This is a genomic window from Methylococcales bacterium (genome assembly GCA_030949405.1).
GTDB lineage: Bacteria > Pseudomonadota > Gammaproteobacteria > Methylococcales > Methylomonadaceae > WTBX01.
In genome coordinates this window covers 1,744,688-1,760,813 of the sequence record JAUZSN010000002.1, presented here as the reverse complement: position 1 = coordinate 1,760,813, position 16,126 = coordinate 1,744,688, and the positions used below count along the sequence as shown (strand labels likewise).

The window sequence follows — 16,126 nt, the reverse complement described above, 5'->3', positions numbered from 1 at the left end:
AATAGACGCGTTAAACTTAATTTAATGCGTTTATTTTAAGAAATCATTCGCGCTCTGACGCTACGACCTTTTACTTTGCCTTCGATAAAATAATTTAAAACTTTGCGTAAGGCCATGCGCTCAATGGCAATATAACTTTGCTTATCAAAAATATCAATTTTACCAATTTGAGGGCCTTTTAACCCCGCATCCCCCGTTAAAGCCCCTAAAATATCACCTGCACGGACTTTATTTTTTCGACCAGCATCAATTTGTAACGTCGCCATCTTCGGGTGAACAGAAAATTTAGCATCCCGATTTAAGTGCTTAAAATCCTCATAAACACAGGCTTTATCTTGATAGCCCTCAATCGCTGTGACCCGCATTTTTTCAGAGTCAATAAAAAGACTCAAGGCCATGCCAGTCTCTCCCGCTCGCCCCGTTCGTCCAATACGATGAACATAAATTTCAGGGTCTCGCGGTAATTCAAAATTAATCACTGCTGATAACGATTTAATATCTAAGCCTCGCGCAGCCACATCGGTTGCCACTAAAACCGAACAACTTTTGTTGGCAAAGCGAACTAATACTTGGTCACGATCACGTTGTTCTAAATCGCCATGAATCGCTAAAGCCTCAATAGCATGACCGTCTAAAAATCGGGCCACTTCATTACATTGAATTTTCGTATGACAAAAAACAACGGTTGTTTCAGGTTGATAATGCTCAAATAAGGCCAATAAACTATCAAAACGCTGCGATTCTTTTACAGAATAAAAGGTTTGCTTAATAATATTGGTTTGATGTTCCGATTCAACGCTAACCGTTATCGGGTTATCTAAAACAGAGTGACACATTTTTTTAATCGAATTAGGATAGGTCGCCGAAAAAAGTAAGGTCTGACGTGTCGCAGGCGTTTGATTAATAATGTCATTAATCACCTCCGAAAATCCCATATCCAACATTCGATCCGCTTCGTCTAACACGAAGGTTTTTAAACCCTTTAGGTCTAATGTTTCCCGTTTTAAATGATCTTGAATCCGTCCTGGTGTTCCAACAACAATATGCGCCCCATGCTGTAAGGAATCTTTTTGAAAGGCAAACGGCTTCCCGCCACAAAGGAGGACTACTTTTATATTGGGGATAGCGCGGGCTAATTTACGCAATTCTTTACCCACTTGATCGGCTAATTCACGCGTAGGGCATAAAACTAAACCTTGTACGCCAAAAAATCGCGGATTAAGTGCATTTAATAAACCAATACCAAAAGTTGCTGTTTTTCCACTTCCTGTTTTTGCCTGTGCAATTAAATCTTTCCCTTGTAAGACATGCGGCAAACCTTGTGCCTGAATGGCAGTCATTCGCTGGTAGCCCAGAGAATCTAAATTAGTTAGTTGGTTTTTACTCAGGGGAAGTGTTGAAAAACTATCGCGCGTCATAATGGTATTATTCTCATTTAAAGAGGGCAATTATAACAGTAATCAGGTATTTAATCGTTTCAATCCTTATCAAATGTCATAATCAAAAAAATCAAGGGGCAGTTTTAAAACAACACCGATTAATTTAAACTGCTAAGATTGTTACATTAATCAACTTTGATCCCATTTTTAAACATGTTTCAGCGTTTTTTACTTCGACTCTATTATAAAATTTATCGTTATGATCATTGGCGGCGTTATCACTTTAGCTTTAATGGCCACTTAATTTTATTAGTGATGTCGATGGCGATTGTGTTTGGTATTGATACCAAACAAAGTACAACTTATCAATTAGCGGCCTTTTTATTCGCTTTAATCTTACTGGCTTTCATCAATAGCCTTTTTAATCGTTTAAACGTCTCTAGTCACCGACAATTACCCCGCTATGCAACCGTAGGGGAGCGTTTTAGTTATAACATTATTCTAAAAAATTTAACCCCAAATACCTACGATCAATTAATTTTAATTGAACGCTTACACGTTTCTGCGCCGTTATTAAGCCAATTACACACATTTTATCAATCCAAACATCAACCTTTTTTTAAGCGTTTCATCGGCTTTAAAAAATGGTATCAGTTTTTAAATTACCAACGCGGTGGAATTCTTGATGAAACCCCCTTGCCCCCATTAAGTCAACGCCCGCTCTCCGTTAAAATCCACTTAACCCCAACACGACGGGGAAAATTAACCTTAGATAACAGCTATTTAGCAAAAACAGATCGCTTAGGTCTTTATCGACGACTTATTTTATTGAATAATAGCCAAAGTTTACTTATTTTACCCCAACGTTACCCGATAAACCCCTTGAATTTAAGCGGTCAACGTAAATATCAACAAGGGGGTGTTTCCTTAGCCAATTCAGTCGGTGATTCATCGGAATTTATGTCGTTACGTGATTATCAACAAGGCGATCCCTTAAATACCATTCACTGGAAAAGTTACGCTAAACAAGGCAAATTAATCGTTAAAGAATATCAAGATGAATATTTTGTACGTCGAGCCTTATTATTAGATACCTTTGTCGGATCACAGCCGAACGATCAGTTTGAAGCGGCGGTCTCTGTTGCCGCCTCTATTGCGATGAGCGAACGCCAAAATGAAGCCTTATTAGACTTAATGTTTGTCGGTCATCAAGCTTATTGTTTTACCACGGGAAGAGGCGTGGATCACTTACCACATTTACAAGAAATTTTAGCCGCCGTACAAACAAGCTCTGAAACTGCCTTTGAAAAATTACAACAGCATGTATTTTCACAGTTAGGACAGTGTAGCAGCTTTTTTTGTGTGTTAATGCACTGGGATAATGCGCGTCAATCATTCGTTAAGCAGTTATTAGCGCGCAACATACCCGTTGCCGTTTTTTTAATACACGGTGGAGAGCTAATTTTAGAGCAGTGTAATAATAAACCTGAGCATTTTTATTTAATTAATTATCATCACTTAGCCACCGAATTAGCAAAAATATAAACTCACACTCAATAAATTGGCCTAATTCCGACTTTCTTCGTGACTCCTATCACTCATTCATTTCTCTAATCACTCATTCATTTCTCTAAAATAAATGTTCAATTATTTTTTTCGGCCCTCTAAAAAACCGCAGCCTTCTCACCCCTTTAGCGTTGAAAAAGATGCTCTTAAAAAACGTTACCAACACTTAGTTCAGCAACATCATATTAAAACTGACCTCGCCCAAGTAGCTGTCCTCGAATCGTTACAACATCTGCTCTATGCAATGGCTGAACAAAGACACCCAGAAAAATCGGCCAAAAGTCTGTATATTTTTGGCGATGTGGGGCGCGGAAAATCCTTGTTAATGGAATTATTTTTTGAAGCTTGCCCAATTAAGCAAAAACGCCGCGTTCATTTTCATAATTTTATGCTCGAAGTTCATGCTTTTGTTCATCAATGGCGTAAAAATAATCAGAGCGATCCTCTCGCCGCTTTTGCCAAACAGTTACGCCATTCAACCTGGTTATTATGCTTCGATGAATTTAATGTCACCGATATTGCCGATGCGATGATATTAACCCGTTTATTTAATCATCTCTTTGCCGAAGGATTAATTTTCGTCGCTACGTCAAATTATCACCCCGATAATTTATACAAAGGGGGCTTACAACACGATTTATTTTTACCCTTTATTGCGCGATTAAAACAAGCCTCCGATATTTTAGAACTGGTGGCAATAAAAGATTACCGCTTACGCCCTATGGATGCGTTAAATTATAGTTTCCATATTGGCTTAGGTATTGATGCCAGTCATTTTTTAACCCAAAAGTTAGCCCAGTTAAGCCATAACGCGCTAACTCATCGATATTCATTAAACATACAACAACGAGAAGTAGTTTTTAACGCCGTCTCAGGCCGTATCCTATACAGTTCCTTTGATGAACTTTGTCATCGAAATTTAGGATCTGCTGATTATATTGAAATTTCTAACTGTTTTGATACCGTATTTATTGCTGAAATACCGCAATTATCAATAGAATGCCGCGACCAAGCACGACGTTTTGTTACCTTAATTGACGCGCTCTATGAGGCTAATATAAAATTAATTTGTAGCGCAGCCGTGGCTATTGACTCCCTTTATAAAGAGGATGGGGTCTTTGAATTTAGGCGAACTCAATCGCGATTAACTGAAATGCAATCGGCTGACTACCGACAAAGACGAAAATTATTACAAATCAACCCTTAGTTGCCCACTTCATTAATCATTTATCCATAAAGAAGGTATACTGTAGCGTTTTTATTTTATTGAGAATCACATGATGAGACCAAGCGGACGTTTACCTGAGCAATTAAGAGAAATTAAATTTACCTGTCATTTTACCAAACATGCCGAAGGCTCCGTATTGGTTGAGTATGGTGATACCCAAGTGTTATGTACCGCCAGTGTTGAACGCCGTGTTCCTCGGTTTTTAAAAGGGAAAGGCGAAGGCTGGGTTACCGCAGAGTACGGAATGCTCCCTCGTTCAACCCATGACCGTATGGGACGAGAGGCCACGCGAGGGAAACAAGGCGGACGAACCTTAGAAATTCAACGTTTAATTGGCCGTTCATTAAGAGCGGGAATTAATCTAAAAGCTTTAGGTGAAAATACCATCACGATTGATTGTGATGTTTTACAAGCCGATGGCGGAACCCGAACAGCCTCGGTTACAGGGGGGTTTATTGCTTTATCATTAGCCATTAATGCAATGCTAGCAAAAAAAACAATTAAGAAAAACCCTTTATTCGGGCAAATTGCGTCGGTTTCGGTGGGGATTTATGAGGGCGTTCCCGTCTTAGATTTAGACTATGCCGAAGACAGTCATGCTGAAACAGATATGAATATCGTCATGAATGATGCGGGGGCTTATATTGAAGTTCAAGGAACAGCCGAAGGTCATGCCTTTAGGAAAGAGGAACTTGATGCCATGTTAGCGTTAGCAAGTTCAGGCATTAAAATCTTATTAGAAAAACAGCAACAAGCCTTAGCAGGCAGCTAATGATACTTCCTAAAGACCAAAAAATCGTTCTTGCCAGTAATAATCAAGGCAAAATAAATGAGTTTCAAACCATGCTTGCCGATTATTCAATGGTTCCTCAAAGCAACTTTAATATTAAAGCCGTTGATGAAACGGGAACAACCTTTGTTGAAAATGCTATTTTAAAAGCCCGTCATGCCGCTTTTAAAAGCCAACTTCCTGCCATTGCGGATGATTCAGGACTCGTTGTTGATGCGTTGGGAGGGCAGCCAGGTATTATTTCAGCACGTTATGCAGGTCTTAATGCTAGTGATCATGACAACCGTTTAAAACTTATAAACGAAATCAAACAACAGCCCGATAAACCGACTAATGCACGATTTGTATGTGTGTTGGTCTTTATGCTACATGCGGATGATCCTTGCCCGCTTATTGCACAAGGAATATGGGAAGGAAATATTATTTCCCAAGCGGCAGGGGATAATGGGTTTGGCTATGATCCTATCTTTTTTGTTAATGAGTCTAACTGTACTTCTGCACAATTAAGTTCTGAACAAAAAAATAGCTTAAGCCATCGTGGGAAAGCCCTAAGCTTATTAAGGCAGCAATTAGAAAGCAAATGACAAAAAAAATCAGGACACTTAAAAAGTGTCCTGATAAATCAAAATCAAAAAAACGATTTATAGGTGAGCTTTTAAACCAGCAAATTTTTCAACTGCTTCTTCTAAAAGTTTACCTGATTCTTCTAATTTTCCTTTTTTAGCAAGTGATCTTGCTTTAGTTAAATTAGAATTTGCACGTTGACGTCTAACATCAACATTATCATTTGCATTGATTTCTTTACTATAGTCTTTAGCTTCTTTGATAATATTAGCAATATCCATATTATCGCCACCCGCTTTAATGGCTTCTTCAGCTTCTTTGATTTTGCTAACAACTAAATCAATTGCCTCGGCTGGTTCATATGAAATTCTACCTGCATCAGATTCAGCAAAAGCTACTGAAGAAACGCCTACTGAAGAAACAGCAAGAAAAAGACCTAAAGCAATATGTTTTAAAAGTTTCATTAATTACGAACCCTCGTGTTGTTTATATGATTATTAATACATAAGCTTCTAGCTCATGTAAGAGTTATTCTAACACAAAAAAATACAATTTAAATCATTCACTCAAAATTTTCCGCTTAGATAAAAAAGTTTCAAAATATTGATCGACGCAATTTTAAAATAAATTATTTAATTTCAGCATCGATTCAGTTTAATCCCATTACCCATAAAAATAACATGAAAATCGGCATCCTTCATTTAGCTCAAAAATAGTTTACACTTCATTCTTAAAAAATAGCGTGGAGTAAAATAACTTTAGCTATTTTCGTGACTCACCAACAGCTAAAGCTATTGGACTCCGATTTAAACTGTAAACCGAAAAATGAAGAATACCTGAAAATCAACTGATTATTCTATTTTTAATTTATTTTTTCTTGGCGATTTTTTAGTGATTTTACGACGATAATTCAATAGACTTGTTCTTTAAGAAGAAGTTAATATATCATGTTAAAATTCCATAGGATAGCCGCTAAAAAAGAAAATAAATCTTTTACACCTTCTTTTTTATTTCTAAACTTGTCAACTAGGCATCTATATCTTTTCATTCCACCGATTACATGCTCAACAATGACTCTTTCACGACTCATATCTTTGTTTTCTTTTTTTTTATTTTCTGTTAATGTTGGGTTTGGATTATGCTTAGATTTATTTGGTTTTTTATGAGGAATATTTACCGAATTAGTTTTATATTCATTATTAAACCCCAAATAACCTAAATCAATAAATATATTAAAATTACTAAACCAATTTAATTCTGGATTAAATTCTTTTTTAAACATTCCATAATCATGATTTTTACCTGGAAAACTAACCCCAATATATAAAATTAAATGACCTAAAGAAGCTATAGTGGTATTTTTAATTGTATGCTGTTTTTTTTACCACTGTAAAATTAATTTTGTTCTTCATAGTCACTAGGGCGTTGTACAGCACGCTCTGTAGCATCTATTATCAATGTTTGAACTCCGCCAAAAGCCTGCTGCATTTCTTCAGGGGTTGAAAAACTTGTTGCAGGTAAAACATTAAATATATCTAACGTCTTTATTAAAATTGGAAATAATTTGTATACATGAGTATGGGCGCATGATTTATTCATATTAAAAGAAAACCCTAAGTGATCGAAAGTAGAATAGCACTTCATATAATTTAATATAAATAATAATTTGTCTGCGGGTGTTTTTAATGTGCTATCTAAACCACTACCGTATTTTCTTTCTTTATTTTCATGTTTTTCTTTTTGATCTTCAATAAGGGTCTTTTCAAATAGAGATAATAGTAAAATAAAATGTTCTGTTTTTAATCCTGTTAAAGCTCTTAACTGTCTATCATCATAAATTCTTGGTAAAATTTCTTTTATTTTCATGTTATACTTTGATTTTTATTTTTTATAGAAATTTATTATAAAGCTTATTTATTATTTTTAATAATTTAATTTAAAGTTTATTTATTAGGCTGTATCAACTGATTGTGAATGTTATCAATTATATATAAGCAATTGATTTTAATATATTTTATTTAGAAGAACAAGTCTAATCTTTCAGCGGTCTCTAAGGTTAATAACTTCATAAATGTTTTTGCTTCATCATCACGTCCTGTCGGTGTTCCATTACCGCCCCCAAAAACATTCGTTGGAACCGCTCGTTTTGCATACGCTTGCGCCCAAATTGTTTGAATTTTAACCTCAGCGTCTAGCTTTTGCGCTAAGGCATCATCGGCTTCTAAAATAACTCGTTTTTGATACGCCTCAGCCTCTGCTAAAGTTTGTTTCGTTTCTGCATCAATACGCGCTTTTTCTAAGTTAATTTGGGCTGTTTCCCTGCCAATTTCAGATTCTGCTTTGAGTTTTAGGGCGTGAGTAATGGCTAATTGCTTTTCCGTTTCAGCTTCTGTGGTACGTTGAATTTGTACCACTTTAGCTTTTGCTTGTCTTTCAGCGACTTCACGTTCTCCTGTTGCAATGGCTAATAAACGCTGCTCTTCTTCTTGTATTCGCTGCTCTCTCGCAATCGCCCTATCAGCCGATGCTTTTTGCTTTAATTGCATTCGCTCAATAAATTTACTATTAGGGACTAAGTCAGTAATGCGTGCATCAATAACAGTCACGCCATAATCCCCAAATTTTTGTTTTTTACGTCGTGGAATACCGTGTTTATCAAGCAGTCGTGTTACCACGTAAATCATTTTAGAATCATTACCATAATTTTTTTGATTTTGACCTAATGCCGCATTAGCAGAACCCTTTATTTTTCGTTTGGTTTCAACTAATTTTTCTTCTCGCCTTACCACTAATAAACCTTGGGTAATTTGAGTTTCAAATTCATTATTAAACTCTGTTCGCCCGCCTAAATAATACTCTTCAGCAGACATTAATGAACCTGTTGCTTGTAATGTTTCTTTAAAGGCTGGGATTAGAGCTGTTCTTAATAAATTAGAAGGCGTTCGATATTCATGCGCCATTTTTAAAAAGGCTTCTCGATCGGTCGGCATCGAAAAACGTACGGTTGCTTCAATATTTGCATCCACCTGATCTAAAAAGATAATATTTAAGGGCGATAATACCGCACTAGCCGCTCCCGTATCCTTTTCTGCCTCTATCAAATCGTTAACCCCTTCAGCTCCCTTGGATCCTAAAATATTTTTTTGCTGAAATGAACTTGCTTGAACCGTCATGGCACGTTTCCAAGAATTATAACGTCCAAATAAATAACTGTTATACCCAACGTCACTAATTACTTTTTCTTGGCCTGTAATGGTACGAACATGATAAATATAACCCGGTTCAGCATAAAAAAATACCTTATTAAAAACACCCCTAATAATCATAATGCCTGCAAAAACACCTAGCATTGGAATCACAAACAAGGGCGGGGTAATTTTATTCGATAATTTAATAATAGCGATGCCAATGATCGCTATAAAGCCAAGAACCAATACGAATGTATCCATAATGACCTACCTTTTATTGAGTTAACGTTACTTAAGAATAAGCCATTAAAATTGACAGAGACCTAAAGAGTAGGGTCAATAACAATGGGATTTAGTGTTTATTGATTAATACGAGGAAAACTAATAAAAATTAGGCCCTTAAAAATAAGGTCTTAACTTATTACCCGTTGATTGATGGGTAAAAGAACGTGGATTGTAAGCGTGTTATTTAATTTTCAAAGACGCTTACGTTAGGAAGGGCTTGTAACTTTACGAACTAACGCCTTCTTTTTCACGAAAGGCTTCAATCTGCATTTCTTTAATAATAAAAGAAAGTTCTTTTCGTTGTTGTTTCAAAGGTTCTAATTCCAATTTAAGATGGGCAATATTTTCAGATACACTGCCTTTAGATTCGTTGATTTTTTTCAACATCTGTAAGCGACTTTCAATTTGTTTTTTGTGATCTTTAATTTGGTGCATTAAAGGGACTAATACGCCATTACTCCACGTTAACGAATCTTTGTAAGCTTGTTTTAAAATGTTTTTAGCTTTTGCTATCAATGTACTGTAGAGCTTATTAACCACAACGCTTTGTTCCGTCATGGTTGTTTTTGTGCTTGAACGAAAAGCCTCACCTTCCGAAAAAATAACCTCTAACTCTTCTTGATACTGTTTAATTGAAAAAAGTTTAGGTTCAATCTCTTTAAAACCATATTCATCATGAAACTTTTTATGAATCGCCTTCACTAAGCGACGCGTTTCATTGGTAATATCAATAGAATCTTGTAATAAATCACGCAGATCATCAAATAATTTACGAATATTTTTCTTCATTCCAAACGTGGTTAAACTTTTACTCATTTCCCCTTTCGTTTCCTGAACAATGATTTCAATTTTCTCTTTAGCAAAGGATTCAATTAAAATTTTAGCTTGCACCGTAAAAACACGACGACTTGCTTGAAAGTTTTCAACATTTGATGCATAAGCTTTTTGTCTGTCGCGTGTTTCCGACATTAACTTACCCGTCATATCTTTATTTTCAAAATCAACTTTTTTAAATTCTTCTAGCTGTTTAGTCGCATTAACTAACTTAGAATCCGTTAAATTGGACGATTCATTAATTAAAAAACCAATGTCTTTAAGAATGGTTGACATTAAAATTTTACGGCGCTGCTTTAAAATATCATCTGAAAGATAATTTTCCAAGCCCTTTAAGCGGCTTCGCTCTAACAGCGCAGCATTTGACTTCACTTTAGCTAATAACGCTTGTTTCGCTGAAACAGGAAATATTAATCGCTCTTCAATCTTTAAAATAGAGGATGAGCTGCTAATTTGCTTTTTGATTGAGTTTTCATAGCCTGCCTCACCTGCAAGATCATCCCACATGGAATCAATCTTATTCATCACCACGGCAAGACCTTGCTTGTTATTACGCGCACTACAAATATGACTTCGCCACATTTCAAGGTCACTTTTGGTCACGCCTGTATCTGCCGCAAGAACAAAAATAATCGCTTGCGCATTCGGCAGCATACTCAGGGTTAACTCAGGTTCGGTTCCTAAAGCATTAAGCCCTGGGGTATCAAGAATAGAGAGTCCCTCTTCTAACAAGGGATGGGGGAAACTAATTAATGCGTGTCGCCAACAAGGGATTTCAACTTCCGTCGCATTAGCAAGTCCTTGTTCTGCCGCTTCTCGTTCATTCCATAAACCTAATTTATCTGCAATCGCAACGGGAACGGTCTTAACGGCAACAAGCTGCTTAAACGCATCTTGCATTTGGGCGGGAGTTTTTTTCTCTAACGAAATCTGTTTCCAGCTTTCAGGCATTTCTTTGTATTCTACCAATGAAATATCTTCAAGCCGAGTATTTATATCTAAAACCCTAATGTAGGAGGATTTAGCTTTTTTATCATAAAATATTTCTGTCGGACACATTGTTGTCCGCCCAGGTGATGAGGGTAATAATCGAACCCCTGTTTCTGCAAAGAATAAAGAGTTAATTAACTCTGTTTTTCCACGTGAAAATTCTGCTGCAAAAGCTAAGGTAATTCGGTCATTATCTAACCCACTAAGGATATTTAATAACGTATCAGTGCTATGAACGTCGCTCATTCCATAACGGCGACGCCATTCTCTGTACATTTCTATAGAACTTGCAAGCTGTCCACGCCATTGTGCGTATTCATGTAGCTGTTCTTTGAATTTCAAGTTCCCCATGGCAAGCCTTTTCCCGCTGTCACTATAGTGTAAAAATTAACAAAAATATGGTCATCATCCTGGTCTATTGTAGACTAAATATTAAAATCTGTTTAACTAATCAAGTATTTTCATTTAATTTAAAGATAATTACTAAACACCATATTGTTTTTGATAATTTTTAATAATCATAAGCTGTTTTTGATCGCTATCATTTAAGTCTAAATATTCAATAATATCAGCTAAACAAATAATAGCAATCACAGGAATATTAAATCGCTGTTCAACTTCACGTGTTGCAGACAATGCGTTTTGTCCTTTTTCAGCTCTATCCAATGCAATAAGTACGCCAGAAGGCGTTGCATTTTCTTGAGTAATAATTTCGATGGATTCTCGAACCGACGTTCCTGCCGTAATAACATCATCAATAATAACCACATTACCCTGTAATGGCGACCCCACTAAAACGCCACCCTCCCCATGATCCTTAGCTTCTTTACGATTAAAGGCAAAAGGAATATCACAGCCTTTCAGTCTTGAATAAGCAATAGAGGTGGTACTAACGAGAGGAATCCCCTTGTAAGCAGGTCCATAAAGTATATCCACATTAACCGTTGATGCGATTAAAGCTTGGGCATAAAAGTGACCTAATTTGTCAAGTTTTGTCCCTGTATTAAATAAACCTGTATTAAAAAAATAGGGGCTTACGCGGCCAGATTTTAACTGAAAACGCCCAAATTTAAGAACATTACATTCAAGCGCGTATTCGATAAATTGTTTTTGATAATCCAGCATAAAGTTTTCACGAAAAAAAGATTACCCCTATTATAAGTGAAAACCTTATGAAATAAATTTTTCTAAGAGCGTATCCATAAAATCCCACCCTTTTTCAGTACAAAAATAATTTTTTTCGTGTTCATACAGCAATTTTTGAGCCAGCGAGTTTGTAAGCGCAGGCTCTAATGTCATTTTTGATAACTGGGTTGTTTTTTGATAATGTTCAAGAGAAAACCCTTGTTTTAAACGCAATTGATTCATCATAAATTCTAAAGGTATCTCTTTTACAGCAATGCGTTTACTGGTTTTCTTAGTTTTTTCTAAATAATCGTGAGGATTTTTTGGTTTCAACGTTCGATAGATTTTATTCGGCAGGCACTGACTAATTTTACCATGCGCACCCGCTCCTATCCCAATATAATCACCAAATTTCCAGTAATTAAGGTTATGTTGACACTGAGATCCCTTTTTTGAATACGCGGAAACCTCATATTGTTCAAACATTTGTTCACGTAATAAGTGCTGACAATTTTCTTGCATCGTAACAATTGATGAATCTTTCGGTAATTTAGGTGGAAATCGATGAAAATACGTATTCGGTTCTAACGTTAATTGATACAATGATAAATGAGTAGGGTTTAGATCAATAGCCCGTTGAACATCCGCTACCGCTTGTTCTGACGTTTGCTGTGGAAGACCAAACATCAAATCTAAATTGAAGTTATCAAACCCTGATAAATGCGCTATTTCCGCTGCATTGATGGCTTCCGTCATCGTATGTACCCGTCCTAATTTTTTTAAATGCGCCTCATTAAAACTTTGTATCCCTATGGATAACCGATTAACGCCAGCCTCTCTAAATGCTTTAAATTTTTCGCTTTCAACAGAATTTGGGTTAGCTTCTAAGGTAATTTCTGCCTCGGGTTTTATAACAATGAGTTTGGAAATTTCTGATAATAACCGATAAATACTGGCTGCCGAAAATAAACTAGGCGTTCCCCCTCCTATAAAAATACTTTCAATCGGTCGTGTTATTTGAAAATGCGCTATCTCCGTCGCTAAGTCATCTAACAACGCGGTAATATACGCCGATTCAGGCAATTCACTCTTAACCGCATGTGAATTAAAATCACAATAGGGGCATTTTTGAATACACCAAGGAATATGAATATATAAACTTAACGGCGGTAGTCTTGATTTCATGTAGGGTTTAAGTAGCCAGCAGCTTTAATTGTTTAATTTAGTCGCGATAAAAATAAATTTTCGGTTCATTTTTAGTTATTAGTGATACCCATTCTGATTATTTTCAAGCTCATTTTGATCACCCGATAACCGATGAACATTCGTTTTAATCGCTCCTTCTGTGGATAACTCAATCACTCTATAGCCTGGCATAACCGAATCTAAGGTAAAGTTTTTGCATTTAGGTTTAAATTGAAAACACGTAGAGGGGGTACTCAAAATAGTAAGTCCTTGTTGCGAACTTTCCCTTGATTGATGAATATGACCTGTTACGATTAGTTTCACTTCAGAATAATCTTTGAGGCAATCCAGAAATTCACGGCTATTTTCTATCAACATGGTATCTAGCCATTCACTTTCACTCGGAATACAATGATGATGAACAACAACCATGACATGAGGTCGTTGCTTTTTCTTAAGTGTTTTTTCCAAAAAATCCAACTCTAGGGCGGTTAGCTTTCCCCCCGCATCATTAGGTTTTTTACTATTAAGGCAAATAATTTGCCAATTTTCTAGTAACAGTTGCTTTTCACAACTCACTTTATCTTTATTTAATAACCACGTCATTAAGGCGTAATCATCATGATTACCTGGAAGACAAATTGTTTTAGTGTCATACTTCGAAAATACTTTATGGATGCGTTGATAACTATCCACACAAGGCTGTTGAGCAAGATCACCCGAGGCGACAATTAAATCAAATTTGCCATGACGTTCATGAGCGGCCTTTAAAATACGCTTAAAATAATATTCCGTATCAATGCCCAACAGGGTCTCACCCGTTGTAGGTAAAACATGGAAATCAGAAATGTGTAAAATTGAAATCGGCGGTAAAATGGTTTTCATGGCTAATTCAGGATGTCTTTATAGAGAATTTTTGAATTTCTATCAGAATTATAATAATGCTTTAAAGAATAGGGCAATGACTGTTTGTCAGAAATGTGAAACCCCCGTTCTAAAAACCAATGCGTTGTTTGTGTCAATACTTCGGACAGTTTTAAAAGTAGAGGAAATCTTCAATTCATAGGAAAATGTAGTTTCTAAAGCAACAATTTCCTGAAAAGCAATAGTTCGGACAGTGTTTGTAACCCATTGATTTAAAAAAGAATTTACCAACACATCTCGTAAATATAAAACCCTTTAAAATCAATGCCTTATAGAATTAAGACCGCTATCTTTTTTAAAACTGTCCGAAGTATTGAGGCATTATACTTTATGAAAAAGGCGTTGCAAGTTGAATCAATCATCCTAAATAATCGATAAAATCCATCAAAAAAGTAATTAAGTCAGCAAACATAGGCCATTAAACGAATCAATTTATAGGCTATAATATACTCACTTAATTTCTAAATTGATAGGATACCAACAAATAAAAAATAGCGTGTAAATTGAAAAATAAAAACTTGTTTTTTACTTTGTTACCTAACCTCCTCTATCAAACATGTCGTTAGAAATCTTGCTATCAATCTATTCTAAAAGAACCCACACAACTATTTATGCCTACTAATCATTTAAGCCTTAGTCAAACTGCAATCCTCACGCCGAGTGGTTTACAACCTCAACAAATTGATGAGGTCATGAACCAACTTCTCTCCGCAAAAGTGGATATTGCTGACATTTATTTTCAATCAAGCCATCATGAATCATGGGTCTTAGAATCAGGTATCATAAAAGAAGGAAGTTATAATATAGAGCAAGGCGCGGGCGTTCGTGCTGTATGTGGAGATAAGACAGGGTTTGCCTACTCTGACCGAATCGAATTAGCCACGTTATTAAACGCGGCTAATAGCGTTAAGGCGATTGTAAGACAAGGGCAGAATGCGCGCGTTGCCATCAAATCTCCCTCAACATGGAAACACTATTACACCCATCAAAACCCATTAAAATCCTTTTCAGACCAACAAAAAGTTGATTTATTACGCCGTGTTGACAGTGAAACCCGAAAATTAGACCCTCGTATTGAAGAGGTGATTGTGAGTTTAGCAGGGGTGCATGAGTATGTCCTCATTGCGAATCAAGATGGCTCATTAGTAGCCGACATTAGACCGTTAGTGCGGATGAATGTCAGTGTTATTATTGAAGATAAAGGGCGACGCGAACAAGGCAGTATGGGCGGAGGCTCTCGGACTGATTATCATTATTTTATGAATGAAGATACCGCCTTAACGTATGGAAAAGAAGCCCTTCGACAAGCCTTAGTGAATTTAGAAGCCATTAATGCACCCGCAGGCAATATGACCGTGGTGTTAGGCTCAGGATGGCCAGGAATTTTATTACATGAAGCCGTAGGTCATGGTTTGGAAGGTGATTTTAACCGTAAAAAAACTTCCGCGTTTAGTGGAAAAATGGGCGAACGCGTTGCTTCCGATTTATGTACCGTGGTTGATGATGGAACATTAGAAAACCGTCGGGGATCATTGAGTATAGATGATGAAGGCACCCCGACCGAAAAAACGGTTTTAATTGAAAAAGGGATTCTCAAAGGCTATATGCAAGATAAATTAAATGCTCGGTTGATGAACCAGCCTTTAACGGGCAATGGTCGCCGTGAGTCTTACGCCTATTTGCCTATGCCTAGAATGACAAACACTTATATGTTAGCGGGTGAGCATCATCCCGATGAAATTATTCAATCGGTTAAAAAAGGTTTGTATGCTAAAAACTTTGGCGGCGGGCAAGTGGATATTACCTCGGGGAAATTTGTTTTTTCAACCACCGAAGTTTATCTCATTGAAAACGGTAAAATTACCCGCCCTGTTAAGGGAGCAACCTTAATTGGTAATGGCCCTGAAGTCCTCACAAAAGTCTCCATGGTGGGGAATGATTTAGAACTCGATAGTGGCGTAGGCACTTGTGGTAAAGAAGGCCAAAGTGTCCCCGTCGGCGTAGGACAACCCACTTTAAAAATTGATGGCTTAACCGTCGGTGGAACAAGCGTTTAACCCTTATTATT

Annotated in this window: 13 protein-coding genes and 1 pseudogene; 5 read left to right on the top strand and 9 right to left on the bottom strand. The window is 36.6% G+C overall.

Annotated features, from left to right (window positions below; all coding sequences use genetic code 11):
• Positions 1–35: 35 nt before the first annotated feature.
• Positions 36–1,418, bottom strand: a complete 1,383-nt coding sequence (dbpA, locus tag Q9M50_09155) for an ATP-dependent RNA helicase DbpA (protein ID MDQ7090798.1) — start codon at positions 1,416–1,418, stop codon at positions 36–38.
• Positions 1,419–1,592: 174 nt separating this feature from the next.
• Between dbpA and Q9M50_09150 the strand changes: the two genes are divergently transcribed.
• The 4 genes from Q9M50_09150 (at position 1,593) to rdgB (ending at position 5,547) form a co-directional block, all read left to right on the top strand.
• On the top strand, positions 1,593–2,924 hold the full coding sequence (locus tag Q9M50_09150; protein MDQ7090797.1) for a DUF58 domain-containing protein: 1,332 nt from the start codon (positions 1,593–1,595) through the stop codon (positions 2,922–2,924).
• A gap of 94 nt (positions 2,925–3,018) precedes the next feature.
• Entirely contained in the window at positions 3,019–4,152 is a 1,134-nt protein-coding gene (zapE, locus tag Q9M50_09145) for a cell division protein ZapE (GenBank protein MDQ7090796.1), read from the top strand.
• Positions 4,153–4,225: 73 nt separating this feature from the next.
• Positions 4,226–4,945, top strand: coding sequence for a ribonuclease PH (gene rph / locus Q9M50_09140; GenBank protein ID MDQ7090795.1), 720 nt, complete (start codon positions 4,226–4,228; stop codon positions 4,943–4,945).
• Positions 4,945–5,547, top strand: a complete 603-nt coding sequence (gene rdgB / locus Q9M50_09135) for an RdgB/HAM1 family non-canonical purine NTP pyrophosphatase (protein MDQ7090794.1) — start codon at positions 4,945–4,947, stop codon at positions 5,545–5,547. The genes rph and rdgB overlap by 1 nt, the downstream gene beginning before the upstream one ends.
• Before the next feature lie 57 nt (positions 5,548–5,604).
• Here rdgB and Q9M50_09130 read toward each other — a convergent pair whose 3' ends face one another.
• From Q9M50_09130 to cpdA, 8 genes and pseudogenes are all read right to left on the bottom strand, one after another.
• Positions 5,605–5,991 carry a hypothetical protein gene (locus tag Q9M50_09130; GenBank protein ID MDQ7090793.1) on the bottom strand — a complete coding sequence of 129 codons (387 nt, stop codon included), beginning with the start codon at positions 5,989–5,991 and terminating at the stop codon, positions 5,605–5,607.
• Between the two features lie 473 nt (positions 5,992–6,464).
• Positions 6,465–6,896, bottom strand: a pseudogene (locus Q9M50_09125) (transposase family protein).
• A 26-nt stretch (positions 6,897–6,922) separates the two neighbouring features.
• A complete protein-coding gene (locus Q9M50_09120; GenBank protein ID MDQ7090792.1) occupies positions 6,923–7,393 on the bottom strand; it encodes a transposase family protein in 471 nt (156 codons plus the stop codon).
• A 152-nt stretch (positions 7,394–7,545) separates the two neighbouring features.
• On the bottom strand, positions 7,546–8,976 hold the full coding sequence (locus tag Q9M50_09115; protein MDQ7090791.1) for an SPFH domain-containing protein: 1,431 nt from the start codon (positions 8,974–8,976) through the stop codon (positions 7,546–7,548).
• A 249-nt stretch (positions 8,977–9,225) separates the two neighbouring features.
• Complete coding sequence (locus Q9M50_09110) at positions 9,226–11,175, bottom strand: dynamin family protein (protein ID MDQ7090790.1); 1,950 nt, start codon at positions 11,173–11,175, stop codon at positions 9,226–9,228.
• A gap of 132 nt (positions 11,176–11,307) precedes the next feature.
• The gene (pyrE, locus tag Q9M50_09105; protein ID MDQ7090789.1) at positions 11,308–11,949 is read right to left on the bottom strand and encodes an orotate phosphoribosyltransferase; all 642 of its coding nucleotides are present in this window, start codon (positions 11,947–11,949) and stop codon (positions 11,308–11,310) included.
• Positions 11,950–11,994: 45 nt separating this feature from the next.
• A complete protein-coding gene (hemW, locus tag Q9M50_09100) occupies positions 11,995–13,134 on the bottom strand; it encodes a radical SAM family heme chaperone HemW (GenBank protein MDQ7090788.1) in 1,140 nt (379 codons plus the stop codon).
• Between the two features lie 78 nt (positions 13,135–13,212).
• Positions 13,213–14,019 carry a 3',5'-cyclic-AMP phosphodiesterase gene (gene cpdA / locus Q9M50_09095; GenBank protein ID MDQ7090787.1) on the bottom strand — a complete coding sequence of 269 codons (807 nt, stop codon included), beginning with the start codon at positions 14,017–14,019 and terminating at the stop codon, positions 13,213–13,215.
• A gap of 650 nt (positions 14,020–14,669) precedes the next feature.
• Here cpdA and tldD point away from each other — a divergent pair.
• A complete protein-coding gene (gene tldD, locus Q9M50_09090; protein ID MDQ7090786.1) occupies positions 14,670–16,115 on the top strand; it encodes a metalloprotease TldD in 1,446 nt (481 codons plus the stop codon).
• The last annotated feature ends 11 nt before the right edge of the window (positions 16,116–16,126 follow it).

Excerpts from the sequence above, each read along its gene's own strand:
- hemW (MDQ7090788.1), bottom strand. The coding sequence starts at position 13,134 with ATGAAATCAAGACTACCGCCGTTAAGTTTATATATTCATATTCCTTGG.
- rph (MDQ7090795.1), top strand. The coding sequence starts at position 4,226 with ATGAGACCAAGCGGACGTTTACCTGAGCAATTAAGAGAAATTAAATTT.
- Q9M50_09130 (MDQ7090793.1), bottom strand. The coding sequence starts at position 5,991 with ATGAAACTTTTAAAACATATTGCTTTAGGTCTTTTTCTTGCTGTTTCT.
- dbpA (MDQ7090798.1), bottom strand. The coding sequence starts at position 1,418 with ATGACGCGCGATAGTTTTTCAACACTTCCCCTGAGTAAAAACCAACTA.
- Q9M50_09110 (MDQ7090790.1), bottom strand. The coding sequence starts at position 11,175 with ATGGGGAACTTGAAATTCAAAGAACAGCTACATGAATACGCACAATGG.
- tldD (MDQ7090786.1), top strand. The coding sequence starts at position 14,670 with ATGCCTACTAATCATTTAAGCCTTAGTCAAACTGCAATCCTCACGCCG.
- Q9M50_09120 (MDQ7090792.1), bottom strand. The coding sequence starts at position 7,393 with ATGAAAATAAAAGAAATTTTACCAAGAATTTATGATGATAGACAGTTA.
- rdgB (MDQ7090794.1), top strand. The coding sequence starts at position 4,945 with ATGATACTTCCTAAAGACCAAAAAATCGTTCTTGCCAGTAATAATCAA.
- pyrE (MDQ7090789.1), bottom strand. The coding sequence starts at position 11,949 with ATGCTGGATTATCAAAAACAATTTATCGAATACGCGCTTGAATGTAAT.
- Q9M50_09150 (MDQ7090797.1), top strand. The coding sequence starts at position 1,593 with ATGTTTCAGCGTTTTTTACTTCGACTCTATTATAAAATTTATCGTTAT.
- cpdA (MDQ7090787.1), bottom strand. The coding sequence starts at position 14,019 with ATGAAAACCATTTTACCGCCGATTTCAATTTTACACATTTCTGATTTC.
- Q9M50_09115 (MDQ7090791.1), bottom strand. The coding sequence starts at position 8,976 with ATGGATACATTCGTATTGGTTCTTGGCTTTATAGCGATCATTGGCATC.
- zapE (MDQ7090796.1), top strand. The coding sequence starts at position 3,019 with ATGTTCAATTATTTTTTTCGGCCCTCTAAAAAACCGCAGCCTTCTCAC.